The 19,422-nt window shown below is 59.5% G+C and carries 17 protein-coding genes; 13 read left to right on the forward strand and 4 right to left on the reverse strand.

All coding sequences use genetic code 11. From position 1 onward, the window contains the following. Positions 1-828: 828 nt before the first annotated feature. The 13 genes from KGA85_RS31400 (at position 829) to KGA85_RS09820 (ending at position 16,890) form a co-directional block, all read left to right on the forward strand. Positions 829-1,872 carry a methyl-accepting chemotaxis protein gene (locus KGA85_RS31400; RefSeq protein WP_411741742.1) on the forward strand — a complete coding sequence of 348 codons (1,044 nt, stop codon included), beginning with the start codon at positions 829-831 and terminating at the stop codon, positions 1,870-1,872. A 163-nt stretch (positions 1,873-2,035) separates the two neighbouring features. Continuing rightward, on the forward strand, positions 2,036-3,781 hold the full coding sequence (locus tag KGA85_RS09765) for a protein-disulfide reductase DsbD (RefSeq protein WP_223461695.1): 1,746 nt from the start codon (positions 2,036-2,038) through the stop codon (positions 3,779-3,781). A gap of 132 nt (positions 3,782-3,913) precedes the next feature. Continuing rightward, complete coding sequence (gene aroQ, locus KGA85_RS09770; protein WP_007971361.1) at positions 3,914-4,369, forward strand: type II 3-dehydroquinate dehydratase; 456 nt, start codon at positions 3,914-3,916, stop codon at positions 4,367-4,369. A 24-nt stretch (positions 4,370-4,393) separates the two neighbouring features. After that, positions 4,394-4,858: an acetyl-CoA carboxylase biotin carboxyl carrier protein gene (accB, locus tag KGA85_RS09775; RefSeq protein ID WP_223461693.1), complete on the forward strand. Its 465-nt coding sequence runs from the start codon at positions 4,394-4,396 to the stop codon at positions 4,856-4,858. A gap of 17 nt (positions 4,859-4,875) precedes the next feature. After that, positions 4,876-6,234, forward strand: a complete 1,359-nt coding sequence (gene accC, locus KGA85_RS09780) for an acetyl-CoA carboxylase biotin carboxylase subunit (RefSeq protein WP_223461691.1) — start codon at positions 4,876-4,878, stop codon at positions 6,232-6,234. A gap of 283 nt (positions 6,235-6,517) precedes the next feature. Further along, on the forward strand, positions 6,518-7,396 hold the full coding sequence (gene prmA / locus KGA85_RS09785; protein WP_223461689.1) for a 50S ribosomal protein L11 methyltransferase: 879 nt from the start codon (positions 6,518-6,520) through the stop codon (positions 7,394-7,396). 30 nt (positions 7,397-7,426) lie between these two features. Further along, a complete protein-coding gene (locus KGA85_RS09790; protein ID WP_223461688.1) occupies positions 7,427-8,680 on the forward strand; it encodes a DUF3426 domain-containing protein in 1,254 nt (417 codons plus the stop codon). Between the two features lie 184 nt (positions 8,681-8,864). Then, positions 8,865-9,875 carry a tRNA dihydrouridine synthase DusB gene (gene dusB, locus KGA85_RS09795; protein WP_223461686.1) on the forward strand — a complete coding sequence of 337 codons (1,011 nt, stop codon included), beginning with the start codon at positions 8,865-8,867 and terminating at the stop codon, positions 9,873-9,875. After that, positions 9,872-10,192: a DNA-binding transcriptional regulator Fis gene (fis, locus tag KGA85_RS09800; protein WP_007907419.1), complete on the forward strand. Its 321-nt coding sequence runs from the start codon at positions 9,872-9,874 to the stop codon at positions 10,190-10,192. Before dusB ends, fis begins: the two co-directional genes overlap by 4 nt. A gap of 81 nt (positions 10,193-10,273) precedes the next feature. Next, positions 10,274-11,881 carry a bifunctional phosphoribosylaminoimidazolecarboxamide formyltransferase/IMP cyclohydrolase gene (gene purH, locus KGA85_RS09805; protein WP_223461684.1) on the forward strand — a complete coding sequence of 536 codons (1,608 nt, stop codon included), beginning with the start codon at positions 10,274-10,276 and terminating at the stop codon, positions 11,879-11,881. Positions 11,882-12,054: 173 nt separating this feature from the next. After that, positions 12,055-13,350 (forward strand): phosphoribosylamine--glycine ligase, encoded by a 1,296-nt coding sequence (gene purD / locus KGA85_RS09810; protein WP_223461683.1) that lies wholly within the window; start codon positions 12,055-12,057, stop codon positions 13,348-13,350. Between the two features lie 100 nt (positions 13,351-13,450). Then, positions 13,451-16,228, forward strand: coding sequence for a hybrid sensor histidine kinase/response regulator (locus tag KGA85_RS09815; RefSeq protein ID WP_223543081.1), 2,778 nt, complete (start codon positions 13,451-13,453; stop codon positions 16,226-16,228). A 65-nt stretch (positions 16,229-16,293) separates the two neighbouring features. Continuing rightward, positions 16,294-16,890, forward strand: coding sequence for a MarC family protein (locus KGA85_RS09820; protein WP_223533104.1), 597 nt, complete (start codon positions 16,294-16,296; stop codon positions 16,888-16,890). A gap of 18 nt (positions 16,891-16,908) precedes the next feature. Here the strand turns inward: KGA85_RS09820 and KGA85_RS09825 are convergent, their stop codons facing one another. From KGA85_RS09825 to KGA85_RS09840, 4 genes are all read right to left on the reverse strand, one after another. After that, positions 16,909-17,112, reverse strand: coding sequence for a hypothetical protein (locus KGA85_RS09825; protein WP_223543082.1), 204 nt, complete (start codon positions 17,110-17,112; stop codon positions 16,909-16,911). Between the two features lie 64 nt (positions 17,113-17,176). Then, positions 17,177-17,593, reverse strand: coding sequence for a hypothetical protein (locus KGA85_RS09830; RefSeq protein ID WP_223543083.1), 417 nt, complete (start codon positions 17,591-17,593; stop codon positions 17,177-17,179). Between the two features lie 51 nt (positions 17,594-17,644). Beyond that, positions 17,645-18,451: a hypothetical protein gene (locus tag KGA85_RS09835; RefSeq protein WP_223533102.1), complete on the reverse strand. Its 807-nt coding sequence runs from the start codon at positions 18,449-18,451 to the stop codon at positions 17,645-17,647. A gap of 151 nt (positions 18,452-18,602) precedes the next feature. Further along, positions 18,603-19,370: a hypothetical protein gene (locus KGA85_RS09840; protein WP_223461675.1), complete on the reverse strand. Its 768-nt coding sequence runs from the start codon at positions 19,368-19,370 to the stop codon at positions 18,603-18,605. Positions 19,371-19,422 lie beyond the last annotated feature (52 nt).

The raw sequence follows: 19,422 nt of genomic DNA on the forward strand, positions 1-19,422 counted from the left end.
TGGTGGTCGCAGAAAGCCCTTGAGCGTCCGTACCTATTAATGGAGCGCTACCTGGGCCTGTCGCAGCAATTTCAGAATGAAGTCGCCCGCAGCGTCGAGGATTACCTGGGCAGCGGCGACGCACTGCGCCAGAGCAGTGCCGCCCAAGGCATCGTCAGCCTGCAAAAAGAACTCGGCGAATTGCCACCGGCCCTGGCCGAGACGTTGCGCCCCAGCCTGTCGACTCTTGAACAATTCAGCAAAACCGACCTGCTGGCCGCCGGCAAACTGGCCGGCGATCCGCAGGCCTTGCTGCTGCAGTCCGAGCGCGAACTGGGTGCCAGTCTCGATCAGCTCAGCCAGTACGCCAGTGGCAATGCGGCTTACCTGACACCACTGCTCACCGCATCGCAGCACCTGGGTAAATTGTCCCTGGCCCGGGACAAACTGGTCAGCAGCGGCCGCAGTGAACTGGCCGCCGATGTCGAACGCGAAGTCGCCAATATCCGCACCCAGGCCGAGAAAATCGACGCCCTGCCGTTGCTGGGCGTAACCACCAGCAGCGAGTCGAACACCGATGATTTCGCCTCGATGATGGGCCTTGAGAACAAGGAAAAAACCGTCGCCGAAGATGCCGGCGTCGGCCTCAAGCGCGAGCTCAACAGCCTGCTCACCCGCTACCCGGCTGAGCTCTCGCGCACCCGCGATCAAATCCAGAAACGCGCCGATCTCAGCGCGGCGACCCACCTGAAAATCACCGATGTGCAACAGGCCATTGCCGGGCTGGAACCGGTGGTGCGCGCCCAGCACGGGCAGATCCAGGGTGAAGTGCGGCTGATGCAAGGCGTGATGATCGGCTTGATTCTGTTGATCGCACTGCTGATCGACACCCTGCAGCGCAAACTGGCCCGGACCCTGACCAACCTCGCCCCGGCGCTCTCCACTTGGGCCGAAGGTGACTTCAGCCGCGACATTCAACTGGGCAACACCAACCGCGAATTGCATGACATTGAAGCCTCCCTCAACCGCTTGCGCGCCTATCTGGTGGACCTGGTGGGGACCATTCGTCGCAACGCCGAGCAGGTGGCCGGCAGCAGCCGCACCCTCGCCGACCTGAGCAACGACCTGCATGACGGTGCCGAGCATCAGGCCGGGGACACGGCACTGATCCGCGACTCCCTCAGCGAACTGGAGGCGACCATCCAACAAGTCGCCGGCGATGCCAGCCAGGCCGCCGACGCCAGCCGCCACGCTGGCCTGGCCGTAGAGCACGGGCAGAAAGTCATCGGCCTGAGTCTCACCGGCCTGCATGCGCTAGTGAATGAGGTGCAAGGCAATGCGCAAATGATCGAACACCTGGCCGAAGAGTCGGCCACCATCGGCGGCGTGTTGACGGTGATCCGCTCGATTGCCGACCAGACCAACCTGCTGGCCTTGAACGCGGCCATCGAGGCGGCCCGGGCCGGGGAAATGGGCCGAGGCTTTGCGGTGGTGGCCGAAGAGGTGCGCTCACTGGCGCAACGTACCGCCGGGGCCACGGCAGAAATCCAGACGCTGATTGCAGGGCTGCAAACTGCCGCGCGGCAATCGGTGGAAGGCATGCGCGCCCAGGTCGAACACGCCGAAGCCACCGCCAGCCAGGCCCAGGCCGCTGATGGCGCGCTGGATAAAATCGTCGGAGCGATCCAGACCATTTCCGACACGGCGGTACGCATCGCCGATGTCACGGCCCAGCAAAGCGGCGCTGTCAGCGAGATCCGTGACCACAGTGAGCGGATTCATCAGTTGGGTGGGGATAACCTGCTGCGCATTGGCGAAGGCCGTGAGCAGGGAGAAAATCTTCTGGTGCTGGGTGGTCGATTGCATACAGCCGTTCAGGCTTTTCGCGTCTGACAGACCGCCATCGCGAGCAAGCTCGCTCCCACAGGGTCGTGCGCGGTCATTGTGGGAGCGAGCTTGCTCGCGATGACGTCAGTTCACTTACCACACATCCTTGGCTCTGCACACCGAACGACTGTCCGCTATCATCCCCCCAATTCCGATACGCGAGATCGTCATGCGCCGTTTGCTCTGCCTGCTGTTTTTAGTGTTCGCCCTGCCGGCCAGCGCCACTGGCTTGCTGGAGAACCGACCCAGCTCAAGCCTGGGCTCGATCAACAACAGCGCCGACTTCCTGCCGGTGCGCGAAGCTTTCCAGCTGAGCCTCGTAGAAAGCACGCCGCAATCGATCAAGCTGCGTTTCGTCGCCACCGAAGGTTATTACCTCTACCGTCACCGCTTTCAATTTCGCGCCGACCCGGCCGATGTGGTCCTCGGCGCGGCGAAACTGCCCGACGGTCAGAAAAAGCACGATGAATACTTCGGCGATGTCGAGGTCTACCACGGCATTCTCGACGTCGAGTTTCCGCGCACCGACCAACGCGCCTTCACCCTGGTCGTGACCTATCAGGGATGCGCCGACAAAGGCCTGTGCTATCCGCCGGAAACCGAGCGCCTGAGCATCGACGGCAGCGGCGCTCCAGCGACGGCTTATCCATGGAACTGGCGCGAACTGGCGTTGTTTTTCCTCGCAGGCCTGGGCCTGACGTTCACGCCATGCGTGCTGCCCATGCTGCCGATCCTGTCGGGCGTGGTACTGCGCGGTCAGATCGGTGGCTGGCGCGGTTTCAATCTGTCACTGGCCTATGTGCTGCCGATGGCCGCCTGCTTTGCCCTGCTCGGTGCACTGATGGGCCTGTTCGGTGCCCAGCTCAACCTACAGGCGCGACTGCAATCGGCCTGGGTGCTGGTGCCGTTCGCGATGTTTTTCGCCGTGTTTGCGCTGGCGATGTTCGGCGTCTTCGAATTAAAACTACCGCACGCCATCAGCAGCCGCCTGGACAGCATCGCCGGTCGCACCAAAGGCGGGTCACTGTGGGGCGCCGCAGTGTTGGGCGTGGTCTCCAGCTTGCTGGTTTCACCCTGTGTTTCGGCGCCATTGGCCGGGGCGCTGCTGTACATCAGCGCCAGTGGCGATGCGCTGGGCGGCGGCTTGAAACTGTTCATGCTCGGTCTCGGCATGGGTGCACCGCTGTTGCTGGTGGCCACTGGTGGCGCAGCCTGGTTGCCGAAAAGCGGTCCGTGGCTGGTCTACGTGAAAAACGCGATTGGCGTGTTGTTGCTCGGGTTGGCCGTCGCGCTGCTCAGCCGCGTCTTGCCGGGTCAGGTCACCTTGCTGTTGATCGGTTTGTTGGCCGGCGGCGTCGGCTTGTTCATGGGTGCGCTGGAGTTCGTCTATAAACCACCGCGCAAACGCCTGGGCCAATTGCTCGGTATGTTCCTGCTGTTTTACGCACTGGCCTGCTGGTATGGCGCCTTCAGCGGCCAGACCGACCCGTTCAACCCGATCGGCCAGCCCCGTATCGTTGCCAACAGCGGCCCCGCGCCAAACACCAGCACCTGGCAAACCGTCAGCACGCCGGCCGATCTGGACCGCGCACTCGCCGACGCACGCTCATCCGGCACACCGCTGCTGCTCGACTGGTACGCCGACTGGTGCATCAGCTGCAAAGTCATCGAACATGAGGTGCTGGACGACCCTGTCGTCATCGAACGCCTCAAGGGTTACCGGCTGATCCGCTTCGACATCACCGCCAGCAACGCCGAGCAACGCGCCCTGCTCGACCGCTACCAGTTGTTCGGCCCCCCGGCCCTGATGTTTTTCGGCAAGGACGGCGTCGAACGCGCCGATGTGCGGGTGATCGGCGAGATCAACGCCAAAGACTTCGCCGAACGTGTTGCCAGGGCGAATGACCATATTTAATCAAGCAGTCATATATTTCGCGCAAACATCGGTCATCGTGCTGGCTATTGCAGAGAACTGGACAGTCACAAAGGCTTTGCGGCATAGTCGCCGGGTTCTGACAATCGCTCACAGATAACATAGGAACCGCCGATGGCGACGTTACTCGTTCTGCACGGACCCAACCTGAACCTGCTCGGCACTCGTGAACCGGGCACCTACGGCGCCACGACGCTGGCGCAGATCAACCAGGACCTGGAACGCCGTGCCCGCGAAGCCGGTCACCATTTGCTGCACCTGCAAAGCAACGCCGAGTACGAATTGATCGACCGCATCCACGCTGCCCGCAGCGAAGGCGTGGACTTCATTTTGATCAACCCAGCAGCTTTTACACATACAAGTGTCGCATTACGTGACGCGCTGCTGGCGGTGAGCATCCCATTCATCGAAGTGCATTTGTCTAACGTGCACAAACGCGAACCTTTCCGCCATCACTCTTACTTCTCCGACGTAGCGGTGGGAGTGATCTGCGGCCTTGGCGCCAGCGGTTATCGACTGGCCCTGGAGGCCGCCCTGGAACAGCTTGAACAACAAGTTAACCGCCCCTGACCGACCCTTGGGAGTTGATGATTCATGGATATCCGTAAAGTTAAGAAACTGATCGAATTGCTGGAAGAGTCCGGCATCGACGAGCTCGAGATCAAGGAAGGCGAAGAGTCCGTACGCATCAGCCGTCATAGCAAGACCCCGGCTCAGCAGTACTACGCACCAGCTCCAATGCATGCTCCGGTTGCCGCGCCTGTCGCTGCCGCCGCTCCGGCTGCCGCTGCCGCACCTGCTGCTCCGGCCGCGCCAGCACTGAACGGCACCGTTGCCCGTTCGCCGATGGTCGGTACTTTCTATCGCAAGTCTTCGCCAACCTCGCCGTCCTTCGTGGAAGTCGGCCAGACCGTGAAGAAAGGCGACACCCTGTGCATCGTTGAAGCCATGAAGATGATGAACCACATCGAAGCTGAAACCAGCGGTGTGATCGAATCCATCCTCGTCGAAGACGGCCAGCCGGTTGAGTACGACCAACCGCTGTTCACCATCGTTTGAACCGCGGAGAGCCTTTGATGACTGCGAAGTTGGAAAAAGTTCTGATCGCCAACCGCGGTGAGATCGCCCTGCGGATCCTGCGCGCCTGCAAAGAGATGGGCATCAAGACCGTCGCCGTTTACTCCAAGGCTGACAAGGAACTGATGCACCTGGGCCTGGCAGACGAATCCGTCTGCATCGGTCCGGCATCGGCCGCCCACTCCTACCTGCACATTCCGGCAATCATTGCCGCGGCCGAAGTGACTGGCGCCACCGCCATTCACCCTGGCTACGGTTTCCTTGCGGAAAACGCAGACTTCGCCGAACAGGTCGAGAAATCCGGCTTCGCGTTCATTGGCCCGAAAGCCGACACCATTCGCCTGATGGGCGACAAGGTATCGGCCAAGCACGCCATGATCGCTGCCGGCGTACCGACTGTTCCGGGTTCTGACGGCCCGCTGCCGGAAGACGAAGAAACCGCTCTGCGCATTGGTCGCGAAGTCGGTTACCCGGTGATCATCAAGGCCGCTGGCGGCGGCGGTGGTCGCGGGATGCGCGTTGTGCACAAGGAAGAAGACCTGATTTCCTCGGCCAAACTGACCCGCTCCGAAGCTGGTGCGGCGTTCGGCAACCCGATGGTCTATCTGGAAAAATTCCTGACCAACCCACGTCACGTGGAAGTCCAGGTACTTTCCGATGGCCAGGGCCAGGCTATCCATCTGGGCGACCGCGACTGCTCGCTGCAACGTCGTCACCAGAAGGTTCTTGAAGAAGCGCCGGCACCGGGCATCGACGAAAACGCACGCGAGGAAGTACTCGCACGCTGCGTCAAGGCTTGCATCGATATCGGCTACCGTGGCGCCGGCACTTTCGAGTTCCTGTACGAGAACGGCCGTTTCTACTTCATCGAGATGAACACTCGTGTCCAGGTAGAGCACCCTGTATCGGAAATGGTCACCGGCATCGACATCGTCAAGGAGATGCTCAGCATCGCCGCCGGCAACAAGCTGTCGTTCACCCAGGATGACGTGGTCATCCGCGGTCACGCGCTGGAATGCCGGATCAACGCCGAAGACCCGAAAACCTTCATGCCGAGCCCGGGCACGGTCAAGCATTTCCACGCACCTGGCGGCAACGGCGTTCGCGTCGACTCGCACCTGTACAGTGGTTATGCCGTTCCACCGAACTACGATTCGTTGATCGGCAAGCTGATCACCTACGGCGCAACCCGCGACGAAGCCATGGCGCGCATGCGCAATGCGCTGGACGAAATCGTGGTCGACGGGATCAAGACCAACATCCCGCTGCACCGCGACCTGACCCGCGATGAAGGCTTCTGCAAAGGGGGCGTGAACATTCACTACCTCGAGCACAAGCTGGCTGGCGAGAAGCACTAAGCTTCGACCCCATCGACAAAGCCGCCTTCGGGCGGCTTTGTTGTTTCTGGAAGTAACTCAAATCCCATTGTGGGAGCGGGCTTGACTCGCGAAAGCGGCGTATCAGCCAAACATTAATTAACTGACACTCCCTCTTCGCGAGCAAGCCCGCTCCCACAGGGCCCTGCTTCGCTCAACATCTGCGCAGCTAATGCAGCTCCCACAAAAGCCGCACTCTCGCGTAAACTTGCGCCCTTCTCGCAGCCCGCTAGGCTGCAATCAATATTTTTCAAAGGTGCCCGCCATGCCTTGGCTGCAAGTACGTCTCGCCATCAGCCCAGAACAAGCCGAAACCTATGAAGACGCTTTCCTTGAAGTGGGCGCCGTGTCGGTGACCTTCATGGACGCCGAAGATCAGCCGATCTTCGAGCCGGAACTCAACACCACGCCGCTGTGGTCGCACACGCACCTGCTGGCCCTGTTCGAAGGTGGCACCGAGCCAGGCCCGGTATTGGCCCATCTGGAGCTGTTGACCGGCAGCCCGCTGCCCGAGCACCACAGCGAAGTGATCGAAGATCAGGACTGGGAACGCAGCTGGATGGACGGTTTCCAGCCAATGCAATTCGGCCAGCGCCTGTGGATCGTGCCGAGCTGGCACGCCGCGCCGGAACCGGATGCCGTGAATCTGCTGCTGGACCCGGGCCTGGCGTTCGGCACCGGCACTCACCCGACCACCGCGCTGTGCCTGGAATGGCTCGACGGTCAGGACCTGAAAGACTGCAACGTGCTGGACTTTGGCTGCGGCTCGGGGATTCTGGCGATTGCCGCCCTGCTGCTGGGCGCGAAAGAAGCAGTCGGCACCGATATCGACGTGCAGGCACTGGAAGCCTCGCGCGACAATGCCGGGCGTAACAACATCGCCGAACACCTGTTCCCGCTGTACCTGCCGCAAGACCTGCCGCAGGTGCAGGCCGACGTACTGGTGGCCAACATTCTCGCCGGCCCGCTGGTTTCCCTGGCGCCGCAGTTGTCCGGCCTGGTCAAGTCGGGCGGGCGCCTGGCGCTGTCGGGCATCCTCGCCGAACAGGGCGATGAAGTCGCTGCGGCCTACGCCAAAGACTTCGATCTGGACCCGATCGCCAATCGCGATGGCTGGGTGCGCATCACTGGCCGTCGGCGCTAGAATGGCCGCCTGCATAATCCGGATCGCCGCATGACCGATAGCTTCGTCACTCAGTGCCCGCATTGCCAAACCAGCTTCCGCGTCAGCCATGCCCAGTTGAGCATGGCGCGCGGGGTGGTTCGTTGCGGCTCCTGCCTGCAGGTGTTCAATGCCGCCAGGCAGTTGATTGAGCAGGCCGGCAAGGAATCACCGGTCACGATACCGCTCCCGCCTGTGCAGCCCGAGGAATCCCTTGAGTCATCACCGCCGCGCGCCATCAGCCAAAAGCAATGGAGCGCGACCGAACTGGACCTGGACAGCCTCGACCTCGACGAAGAGCTCGCCCGGCTCGAACAGCGGGAAATCCAGCCGACCACCGAGTTCGGTCGCCATCGCGACGACTCGCTGAGCGCCCGTCGCGATAGCACCGGGCAGGATGACGAGGAGCCTTGGTCCGACAGCCTGTTCAGTGCGTCGGCGGCCGATCGCGCACAAGTCGACGAACCGCTCGACAGCCTTGAAACACCAGAGCCGACGGTCGAACCGAGCAAAACCTCGCGCACCGAACCTTCGCTATCCCTGGAGCCGGTTGATCTCGACGACGAGCAGCAACCACCCCAGCTGCGCCTGAACGACCCGCTCGATGCACCGCTGAGCCACGAACGCCTGTCGGCCGCCGACGAGAACGAAATCGACGACGACCTGCCCTCGATCGAACCGCTGCGCAAGCGACGCGAACGCAGCAAGCCGGGCGTGCGTGCCGAAGTGCTGCAAGACCTGACCGACGACCCGCTGCAACTGGACTGGCAAAAACGCCGCTCGCCCTGGGGTCGACGGCTGTTGTGGTTGCTGCTGGTGCTGATTGCCGCTGGCGCCCTCGCCGGCCAATACATCGCCTACCATTTCGACGAACTGGCGCGACAGGACCAGTATCGCCCGTGGTTCCAGCAACTGTGCCCGCAAATCGGCTGCACCGTGCCCTCCAAGGTCGATATCGCGAAAATCAAGAGCAGCAACCTGGTGGTGCGCAGCCATCCCGAATTCAATGGCGCCCTGGTGGTCGATGCGATCATCTATAACCGCGCGCCCTTCTCCCAGCCCTTCCCGCTGCTGGAACTGCGCTTCGCCGACCTCAATGGCCACCTGATCGCCAGTCGCCGCTTCAAACCCGGCGAGTACCTCAATGGCGATCTCGAAGGCATGGCCGAAATGCCTCCGCAAACACCTATCCACATTGCCCTGGACATTCTCGACCCTGGTGCCAAGGCCGTGAACTACAGTTTGAGCTTTCACTCTCCGGAGTGAAACACCTCATCGTTCCGGGATTAACGTCGGTTTTCTGACTCCCCCTGGCAAACCAAACCACGGGTAATAACAGAATAACTGTTCAGAATTTGTTCAATTCAGCCTTTATCCAGTCATCGAGAGCGGGTATCATGCCAACCCTTTTTCGAACTCTCATGATCCGGCCCCACAACAGGGAAGTCCTATGTCGGCGGTACGCATCGGCCCATACACATTACATAACAGCTTGATTCTCGCCCCCATGGCGGGAGTCACCGACCAGCCCTTTCGTCAGCTGTGCAAGCGTTTGGGCGCGGGACTGGTCGTCTCGGAAATGGTCACCAGCGACATGAGTTTGTGGAACACCCGCAAGTCGCGCATGCGCATGATCCACGAAGGCGATCCCGAGCCACGCTCGGTACAGATCGCCGGTGGCGACGCGCAGATGCTGGCGGACGCCGCCCGTGCCAACGTTGAAATGGGCGCGCAGATTATTGATATCAACATGGGCTGTCCGGCAAAGAAAGTCTGCAACAAGGCTGCCGGTTCCGCCCTGTTGAAGGATGAAACCCTGGTAACCGAGATCCTGCAGGCCGTCGTGGCTGCGGTCGATGTGCCGGTTACCCTGAAGATCCGGACCGGTTGGGACCGGGACAACAAGAACGGCCTGACAGTGGCGAAGATCGCCGAGCAGGCAGGCATTACGGCGCTGGCGGTGCATGGCCGCACCCGCGCCGACCTGTACACCGGTGAAGCCGAGTACGACACCATTGCCGCGATCAAGCAGGCGGTGTCGATTCCGGTCTTCGCCAATGGCGATATCGATTCGCCGGAAAAGGCCCGGTACGTGCTCGACGCGACCGGTGCCGATGGCCTGTTGATTGGCCGGGCTGCCCAGGGGCGGCCGTGGATTTTTCGTGAGATCGACCATTTCCTGCGTACCGGCGAGAAACTCCCGGCACCGGAACTGATCGAGGTGGAACGCATTCTGCTAGAGCATCTGGCTGCCCTGCACGCCTTCTATGGCGATGTCATGGGTGTGCGCATTGCTCGAAAGCATGTGGGCTGGTATCTCGCAACCCTGCCGGGCGCCAGGGAGTTTCGCGCCCACTTCAATCGTTTGGATGGTACGGATACACAATGCGCCAACGTTCAGGCGTTTTTCGCCGAGCGTTACAAGAGCCTGACAGGGGACGGAGAGTGGGTGGCCGCATGACGATGATGACCGAGACTTTAGTGAGTGGAACAACACCCGTGAGCGACAACGTAAATTTGAAACAGCACCTCAATACGCCAAGCGAAGAAGGCCAGACCCTTCGCGGGAGTGTCGAGAAGGCGCTGCACAATTATTTCGCCCACCTTGAGGGCGCTGCCGTCACGGATGTGTACAACCTGGTGCTCTCCGAAGTCGAGGCTCCCCTGCTCGAGTGCGTGATGAATTACGTCAAGGGCAACCAGACCAAGGCCAGCGAGCTGCTCGGGCTGAACCGAGGCACGCTGCGCAAGAAACTCAAGCAGTACGATTTGTTGTAAGCATTCAATCAAACCAGAAAGGCGCCCGCGTAAAACCGGTCGCCTTTTTTGCTGACTCCTTTGCTTTTGATGGAAATTGAGATGACCGACCAGACTACCCGCCTGCCGATCCGCCGCGCCTTGATCAGCGTTTCCGACAAGACCGGGATCCTCGAATTCGCCAAAGAGCTTGAAGCCCTGGGCGTCGAGATCCTTTCCACCGGCGGGACGTTCAAGCTGCTGCAGGACAACGGCGTTGCCGCAGTGGAAGTCGCTGATTACACCGGCTTTGCGGAAATGATGGACGGCCGGGTGAAGACCCTGCACCCGAAAATCCACGGCGGGATCCTCGGTCGTCGCGGTATCGACGACGCCATCATGAACGAGCACGGCATCAAGCCGATCGACCTGGTAGCGGTCAACCTGTACCCGTTCGAAGCCACCATCAGCAAGCCAGGCTGCGACCTGCCGACCGCCATCGAGAACATCGACATCGGCGGCCCGACCATGGTCCGCTCCGCTGCCAAGAACCACAAGGACGTGGCCATCGTGGTCAACGCCAGCGATTACGCCAGCGTCCTGGAAAACCTCAAGGCCGGCGGCCTGACCTACGCCCAGCGTTTCGACCTGATGCTCAAGGCCTTCGAGCACACTGCCGCCTACGACGGCATGATCGCCAACTACATGGGCACCGTGAACCAGGCAGCCGAAACCCTCTCGACCTCCGGCCGCAGCGAATTCCCGCGCACCTTCAACAGCCAGTTCATCAAGGCCCAGGAAATGCGCTACGGCGAGAACCCGCACCAGAGCGCGGCGTTCTACGTTGAAGCCAAGCCTGCCGAAGTCGGCATCGCCACCGCGACCCAACTGCAAGGCAAGGAACTGTCGTACAACAACGTGGCCGACACCGACGCCGCGCTGGAATGCGTGAAGAGCTTCGTCAAGCCGGCTTGCGTGATCGTCAAGCACGCCAACCCGTGCGGCGTGGCTGTCAGCCCTGATGCCGAAGGCGGCATCCGTCAGGCCTACGAACTGGCCTACGCTACCGACACTGAGTCGGCGTTCGGCGGCATCATCGCCTTCAACCGCGAACTGGACGCCGAGACCGCCAAGGCCATCGTCGAGCGTCAGTTCGTCGAAGTGATCATCGCTCCGTCGGTCAGCGAGGAAGCCCGCGCCATCGTCGCCGCCAAAGCCAACGTGCGCCTGCTGGCCTGCGGCGAGTGGTCGGCTGACCGCGCGGCGGCCTGGGACTACAAGCGCGTCAACGGTGGCCTGCTGGTACAGAGCCGCGACATCGGCATGATCGGCGCCGATGACCTGAAAGTGGTGACCAAGCGTGCACCGTCCGAACAGGAAGTCCACGACCTGATCTTCGCCTGGAAAGTCGCCAAGTACGTCAAGTCCAACGCCATCGTCTACGCCAAGAATCGCCAGACCATCGGTGTCGGCGCCGGCCAGATGAGCCGCGTAAACTCCGCGCGAATTGCTGCAATCAAGGCCGAACATGCCGGCTTGCAGGTTCAGGGTGCGGTCATGGCATCCGACGCGTTCTTCCCGTTCCGCGACGGCATCGACAACGCGGCCAAGGCCGGTATCACTGCGGTGATCCAGCCGGGCGGCTCGATGCGTGACAACGAAGTGATAGCCGCTGCCGACGAGGCAGGGATTGCAATGGTGTTCACGGGAATGCGTCATTTCCGACACTGAGTTGCGGCAGCTACAAGCCTCAAGCTGCAAGCTGCAAGAAAGAGCAGACAGATGCCGTTCTTTCTTGCCGGTGCAGCCTTATTAATTCAAAGCCATAAGCTGCAAATAAGAGCCGCACATACTCGCTTTTACTTGCAGCTTGTAGCTTGCAGCTTCTCCGAAGGAGTCTTTCTTTGAATATTTTGATCATTGGCAGCGGTGGCCGTGAACACGCCCTGGCCTGGAAAGTGGCTCAGGATCCGCGTGTGCAGAAGGTATTCGTGGCTCCGGGCAACGCCGGTACCGCCATCGAAGCCAAGTGCGAGAACGTCGCCATCGACGTACTGGCGCTTGAGCAACTGGCAGATTTTGCCGAGAAAAACGTTTCCCTGACCATCGTTGGCCCTGAAGTGCCGCTGGTTGCCGGCGTTGTGGATCTGTTCCGCAGCCGTGGCCTGGATTGCTTCGGTCCGACCGCTGGCGCTGCACAGCTGGAAGGTTCGAAAGCCTTCACCAAGGACTTCCTGGCTCGCCACAAGATCCCGACTGCCGACTACCAGAACTTCACCGAAATCGAGCCAGCCCTGGCTTACCTGCGTGAAAAAGGCGCTCCGATCGTGATCAAGGCCGACGGCCTGGCCGCTGGTAAGGGCGTGATCGTCGCCATGACCCTGGCCGAAGCCGAAGACGCCGTGCGCGACATGCTGGCGGGCAATGCCTTTGGCGATGCGGGTTCGCGCGTAGTCATCGAAGAATTCCTCGACGGCGAAGAAGCCAGCTTCATCGTCATGGTCGACGGCAAGAACGTGCTGCCGATGGCCACCAGCCAGGACCACAAACGCGTCGGCGACGGCGACACCGGTCCAAACACCGGCGGCATGGGTGCTTACTCCCCGGCGCCAGTGGTCACCGCCGAGGTGCACAAGCGTGTCATGGACCTGGTGATCTGGCCGACCGTGCGCGGCATGGCCGAGGAAGGCAACGTCTACACTGGCTTCCTGTACGCAGGCCTGATGATCGACAAGGCTGGTAACCCAAAAGTCATCGAATTCAACTGCCGCTTCGGCGACCCTGAGACCCAACCGGTGATGCTGCGCTTGCAGTCGAGCCTGGTGCTGTTGGTCGAAGCGGCTCTGGCGCAGGCGCTGGACAAGGTCGAAGCGCAATGGGATCCACGTCCGAGCGTCGGTATCGTGCTGGCCGCGGGCGGCTATCCTGGTGACTACGCCAAAGGCGTGGCCATCAATGGCCTGGATGCAGCAGCTGCACTGGAAGGCAAAGTCTTCCACGCCGGTACTGCGCTCAAGGATGGTCAAGTCGTAACGGCCGGCGGTCGGGTACTTTGCGCCACAGCCATGGGCGCCAGCGTCGACGCTGCACAGCAGCAGGCTTACAAACTGGCGGCATCGATTGACTGGGAAGGCTGTTTCTATCGCAAGGACATTGGCTACCGTGCCATTGCCCGCGAGCGTGGCGAAAATCAGGAATAAGGTAAACACCGCGCCAGGCAATGAACACGGTTTATTGCCTGGCTGTTCCGGCGTCGCGCATCGTTATATTCTGGCATCAACCTAACGAAGGGATTTCGCCGTGCGCTGGCTCAGGATTGCCATAAGCTTGACCGTCACTTTGCTGACCTTGCTCTGCATGCTACCGGCCCAGGCCACGCAAGGCAGTGGCTGGGCGGTATTGCTCGACGAACAGGGCGACTTGCAACTGAGCGACATTCGTTCCGCACGTTACGCCAATCAATTCAGCCCCATCGAACTCGACCGCATTACCGCGGCCGAACCCGATGGCGCGCTATGGTTGCGATTCAGGCTCGCACCGGGCAAACACGAACAGTTGCTGCGGGTGTTCGCGCCTGACCTGCGCCAGTTCAGCATGTACGTACTGGACGGCGACAAGCTGATCGATCAATCCAGCACGGGCAACGAACAGCCACAATCCGAGCGACCATTGCCCAGCAGCGACTTCATGCTGGCTCTGCCGCAAAGCGACAACCCCCTCGACGTTTACCTGCGACTGGCCTCCGATCACCAGTTACGGCCCTATATCACCCTGCAATCGGCGATCCTCGCGGCTGCCAACCAGATTCAGACGCTGATCTATGGCCTGCTGTTCGGTTGCATCGCCATGTTGATCCTGCACAATCTCATCCGCTACACCTACACCCGCTCGCACAGTGCCCTCTGGTTGGCGACGTGCGAAGGGCTGTTGATGCTCAGCCTGCTGTTGTTGCTGAACCTCGCCGGTCCCTGGCTGCCGGACTGGCATGCACTGCAAACGCCGGGGGCTTACCTGGCATTGTTAATGACGGCGCCCTGCGGCCTGATGCTTGCCCATCGTTTCTTCTCCCCGCTCGGGCCGCATCCGCTGAACCGGTTGCTGCTCGGCGAGGTCCTGCTCATCACCGCCTGCAGCCTGATGCTGCTGTTCGTCAACACCTTGCCGCTGAACTTCATTACCTATGGCCTGGTGGCCCTTGCAGGCCTGACCATGCTGTTCATCAGCGCCTATCACTGGCAAAAAGGTTATCGCCCGGCTCGCCTCTTCGTGGCGGCCATGGTGGTGTTCAACCTCGGGACACTGGTCATCCTGCCGGCGCTGTTGGGGCTGACCCTGATCGAACCCCATGGCCTGCTCACCACCTTGCTGGTGGTCATCTGCATCAGCGGCCTGCTGATGAGCATTGCATTGAGCGAGCGCCAGCGCCGCATCACCGAAGACCGTTTCAGCATCAGTCGTGACCTGGCGGCCAGCAACGCCGAGATCAACGCCAAGGCCGAGTTCCTGGCGAAGATCAGCCATGAAATCCGCACCCCGATGAACGGCGTCCTCGGCATGACCGAGCTGCTGCTGGGCACACCGCTATCGGTCAAGCAACGCGACTATGTGCAGACGATCCACAGCGCGGGCAACGAGTTGCTGACACTGATCAACGAAATTCTCGACATCTCCAAACTCGAGTCCGGGCAGATCGAGCTGGACGATGTGCAGTTCGACCTCAACGCGCTGATCGAAGACTGCCTGAGCATCTTCCGCGCCAAGGCCGAGCAGCAAAACGTCGAGTTGATCAGCTTCATCCAGCCGCAAGTGCCGCGGGTGATCAGCGGTGACCCGACACGCCTGCGCCAGACGCTGTTGAGCCTGCTTGAAAACGCCCTGAAAAAGACCGATGAAGGCGAAATCCTGATTGTCGTGGCGCTCGACGAGCGCAACACCAAGCCACGCCTGCGTATCGCCGTGCAGGACAGCGGCGAGCCCATGAACGCCGAAGAACGCGACGCCCTGATGCACGCCGAACTGCACAGCCGGCATTTCCTTTCGGCCACCCACCTGGGCGGCAACCTGGGGCTGGTGATTGCCCGCCAGCTGATCCGCTTGATGCAGGGGGAATTCGGGATCAAGAGTGGCAGCAACCAGGGCAGCACCCTGTGGCTGACCCTGCCACTGGACCCGGATCGCCTCGAACACCCGACCTCCGACCTCGACGGTCCGCTGCAAGGTGCGCGGGTATTGGTGGTGGACGACAATGACACCTGTCGCAAGGTGCTGGTGCAGCAATGCAGCGCCTGGGGCCTGAATGTCAGCGCCGCGTCTTCCGGCAAGGAGGCGCTGGCACTGCTGCGCACCAAGGCTCATTTGCGCGATTACTTCGATGTAGTCCTGCTGGACCAGAACATGCCCGGCATGACCGGCATGCAACTGGCGGCCAAGATCAAGGAAGACCCGAGCCTGAACCATGACATCCTGCTGATCATGCTCACCGGCATCAGCAACGCACCGAGCAAGATCATCGCGCGCAACTCCGGGATCAAGCGCATCCTCGCCAAACCAGTGGCCGGCTACACCCTCAAGACCACCCTGGCCGACGAACTGACCCAACGCAACAACGGTCTCGTCGCCACCCACCCAGTGCAAAGCGGCCCGGCCCTGCCGGTCAAGGTCCCCAGCGACTTCCGCATTCTGGTGGCCGAAGACAACAGCATTTCGACCAAGGTGATCCGCGGCATGCTGAGCAAGCTCAACCTGCAACCGGATACCGCCTGCAACGGCGAAGAAGCCTTGCAGGCGATGAAGGCCCAACGCTACGACCTGGTGCTGATGGACTGCGAAATGCCCATCCTCGATGGCTTTTCGGCTACCCAGCAATTACGCGCCTGGGAAGTCAGCAACCAGCGGGGTCGTACCCCTGTGGTGGCGTTGACCGCCCATATCCTTGCCGAACACAAAGAGCGTGCGCGCCAGGCCGGCATGGACGGACACATGGCCAAGCCGGTGGAACTGTCGCAGTTGCGCGAACTGATCGAACACTGGGTCGCCCAGCGTGACCAGCAGAATCGCACAACAACCCAAACCTCCTGAGCCGACAGACTTCGCAACCCCTGATAGACTCCCTCTCGACTTCCCTCGCCAGTGAGCCCGGCACCATGCTCCATGTGTTGTTCAGCGTTTATCTGAAGATGCTGGTGCTCTACAGCCCATTCTTCGTGTTGTCCTGCTTCATCAGCCTGACCCGTGGTTATTCGCGCAAGGAACAGCGTCGGCTGGCCTGGAAAGTAGCGGTCGCCACCCTGGTCTCCAGTGTTCTGTTGTACTTGTTCGGCCGAGTGATTTTCACTGTCTTCGGCATTACCGTGGATGCCTTTCGCATCGGCGCCGGCAGCGTGCTGTTCATCTCGGCGCTGGGCATGGCGCAAGGCAAATCGGCGGTACAGACCGACAACGTGCAGCAGGATGTGACCATCGTCCCGCTGACCATCCCGCTGACAGTCGGCCCCGGCACCATCGGCGCCTTGCTGGTGATGGGCGTGAGCCAGCCGCACTGGGACGACAAGCTCACTGCCATTGTCAGCATTGCGCTGGCCAGTTTTACCGTGGGCGTGGTGCTGTTTTTGTCCGGCCGTATCGAGCGCATTCTTGGCGACCAGGGCTTACAAATAGTCAGCCGGTTGATGGGATTGTTTGTGTGTGCGCTGGCGGCACAGATTATTTTTACCGGGGTCAAAGGCTATCTGATGCCGTGATGGGCTAGCAAGAACACATCAATAAAGTCTTTCGACCTCCTTTTCACGCCGTCCACCGAGAGTGTCGAGCACCCACTTCCTTTTGTACTCGGCATAGTCTTCGCCCAGTTGAGCGACAAAGCATTTCGTTTCAACATCTCCGACAATCTCGCTCAACATGAAACTCTGGTTGAGAAAAACCGGTTCAATGGGTGTACGGGTAGCAAGGTTGATAGTCAGCATTCTCAGGGTTGCAGACTCATCCACCACGCCGGCATGGATCCTGATACGGCTGACAACCGGGGCACTACCGCTCTCCGCCCCCCCCCACTTCTACGGCGTATCGCGTCAACAAATCGAGACCAGGGCTCTGCACTTCAAGACTCAAGGCGTGTTGCAGCAAAAGATCCAATGCCCTGCACTCATCGAGCGCCAACAAAGGCGCCAGCCGCTTCCTGACAAAGCTCTCGAACGTTACGCTTTTATCCACAGAGGACGAAAAAAAACCATCCCCGACCCGGCCCGATTCTTTATAGAGAAGAAACTTCAATGCCTCGGTACACCTGGCATTCCACGCGTTGAAGTCCTTGAATTCCGGGTAACTCTTGGTCGAGGTCAATTGTGCATAGAGAAATGAAGAAAGGATATCTTCGCGCACCGACGCCGACAGCGATGATGAAATGACCAATAAGCTCCCTGCATTAACATAACCACTACTACTCATATTGCACACTCCGTAAAAGGTCAGGTGCATCGCACCTGACCAGACTGGAAATCAGATACCAAACTCCATTTCCAGGCGCTTATCGACAGCTTCATAGAACCTGTTGGCTGCATCCTCCTTCTTCTCGGTATAGTCATCGGCATGGATGCTGAAAACACCCTTGGATTGAAACAACCTGCCAGATGAGGAGGTCTTGTCAAAGAAAGCGATCTTGGTATTTCCGGACGTGGTGTAATAACTGATAGCGCTCATCACCAGGCTGACTTCACCATCGCTATCCTGTGCACAGCTTGCGAGACCGAAGTTTGCGCCATCGCCTTTCTTGCCGTTATTTTCATAGAGTTTCAATGCTTCTTTATTGGCCTGCAGACCTTCGATTGCCTTTTCCACCCCCAGCTTCAGGATAGGTCCGAGGCCGCCGCCAAGACCGCCTATCATTGATTTGGCAATGTCCAGCACCAGATTGGACATTAGCAGGCCGCTCGCCGACTCCTGGTAATTGATCGTCGGGTTGCCGAACATGGTCCAGCCCATGACCTGCATCCCTTTAAGCATGTGTTCCCAGCGTTGAACCTGATCTTGCTCGTTGGGAAACTTGATCTGCGCAGACAGGTCGGCGAACAAAAAGGTTCGCTTTATGATTGTTTTGTTGCGGCGGCTCACGCCCTCGGGAAAGGAAATCATCGTGGAATTGAGAATCGCTGCATTCAACTTATCGGTATCAATAACCCCGTCGACGGCACGGCGAACACGTCTACCGGCTTGCTGCTGAATAACAGGCAAAGTTTCTTTCAGGCTTTCCTCGATAAATTCCAGGCATTGCGCCTCGCTCATTTCTACCGCAGTAATATTAGTCATTTCGAATATCCATATAATATATTAAAAGGGCCAATCCCGACCCGAAACCAAAGTTAATCAAATCACAACCGAGTGTCAATACTTGCCAAACTTTAAACTACACACAACAAATCACCAACACCATTACTTACAAAATAGCGGTAATACATTTTCAAAGCCTTAACTCGATTTCGGCCATATCGCTTTCCTCGAGGACAGCCTCCAACTCCTGTTTCGTTTCCGCATAAGCGTTTCTGTCGAGATAAAAGCTTCGGTAATTATGCTGCAACTCGGCCTCACCCTTCTGCCAACTGACAAACAGGAAACTCTCGGTTTTTCGCTTGACGTTCAACCGCGCGTGATTAAGTTCCATCGTCAGTATTCCCTTACTATCACGCCCTGCTGGTGCAACTTGAAAGGATTTGCCGTACAGCGTCGCTCCGGCATAAGCCGTCAGCCCACGAGAGTCAGATCCCAGCGCCTTGAAAGCCGCTATAGTGTTGGTCAGCATGGGTTCGTTACCCAGTTGCCGAACCGTTTCAATCATTTTCGCGGAAACCGTACTGGACAGATCCCTATAAACCTTTTCACCAGGATGTCGATCCGAATACCATCCAAAATGATTAAGCGTTCTCGCGTAGCGATTCAGCCAATCGCCAAGACCAAGTGCCTCATTTTCGTATGTATCACACACCAAACTGGCAATCTTGATGCTGTTCTTGATTTCTTTCTTTTCTTCCCTGCTCAAGCCTGCCATACAGCCCAGCAGTGTTCTGCCAATCAGCATCGCACTTTGCGCACGATCATCATATGCCCAGACGTCATCGCCAACGGCAAACCTCCTGACCCTGCCTGAACGCTGGACACGCAGAAAGCTCATATTCCGAACAAACTCAAGGCGTTGTTCAAGACTAGGGATAACAGCAAAATCAAAGTCCATATTTAATGTTCTCCACTAACACATATTGCACACCCTATCGAAACAAAGAAAC

Source organism: Pseudomonas sp. GL-B-12, assembly GCF_019955895.1.
Classification (GTDB): Bacteria; Pseudomonadota; Gammaproteobacteria; order Pseudomonadales; family Pseudomonadaceae; genus Aquipseudomonas.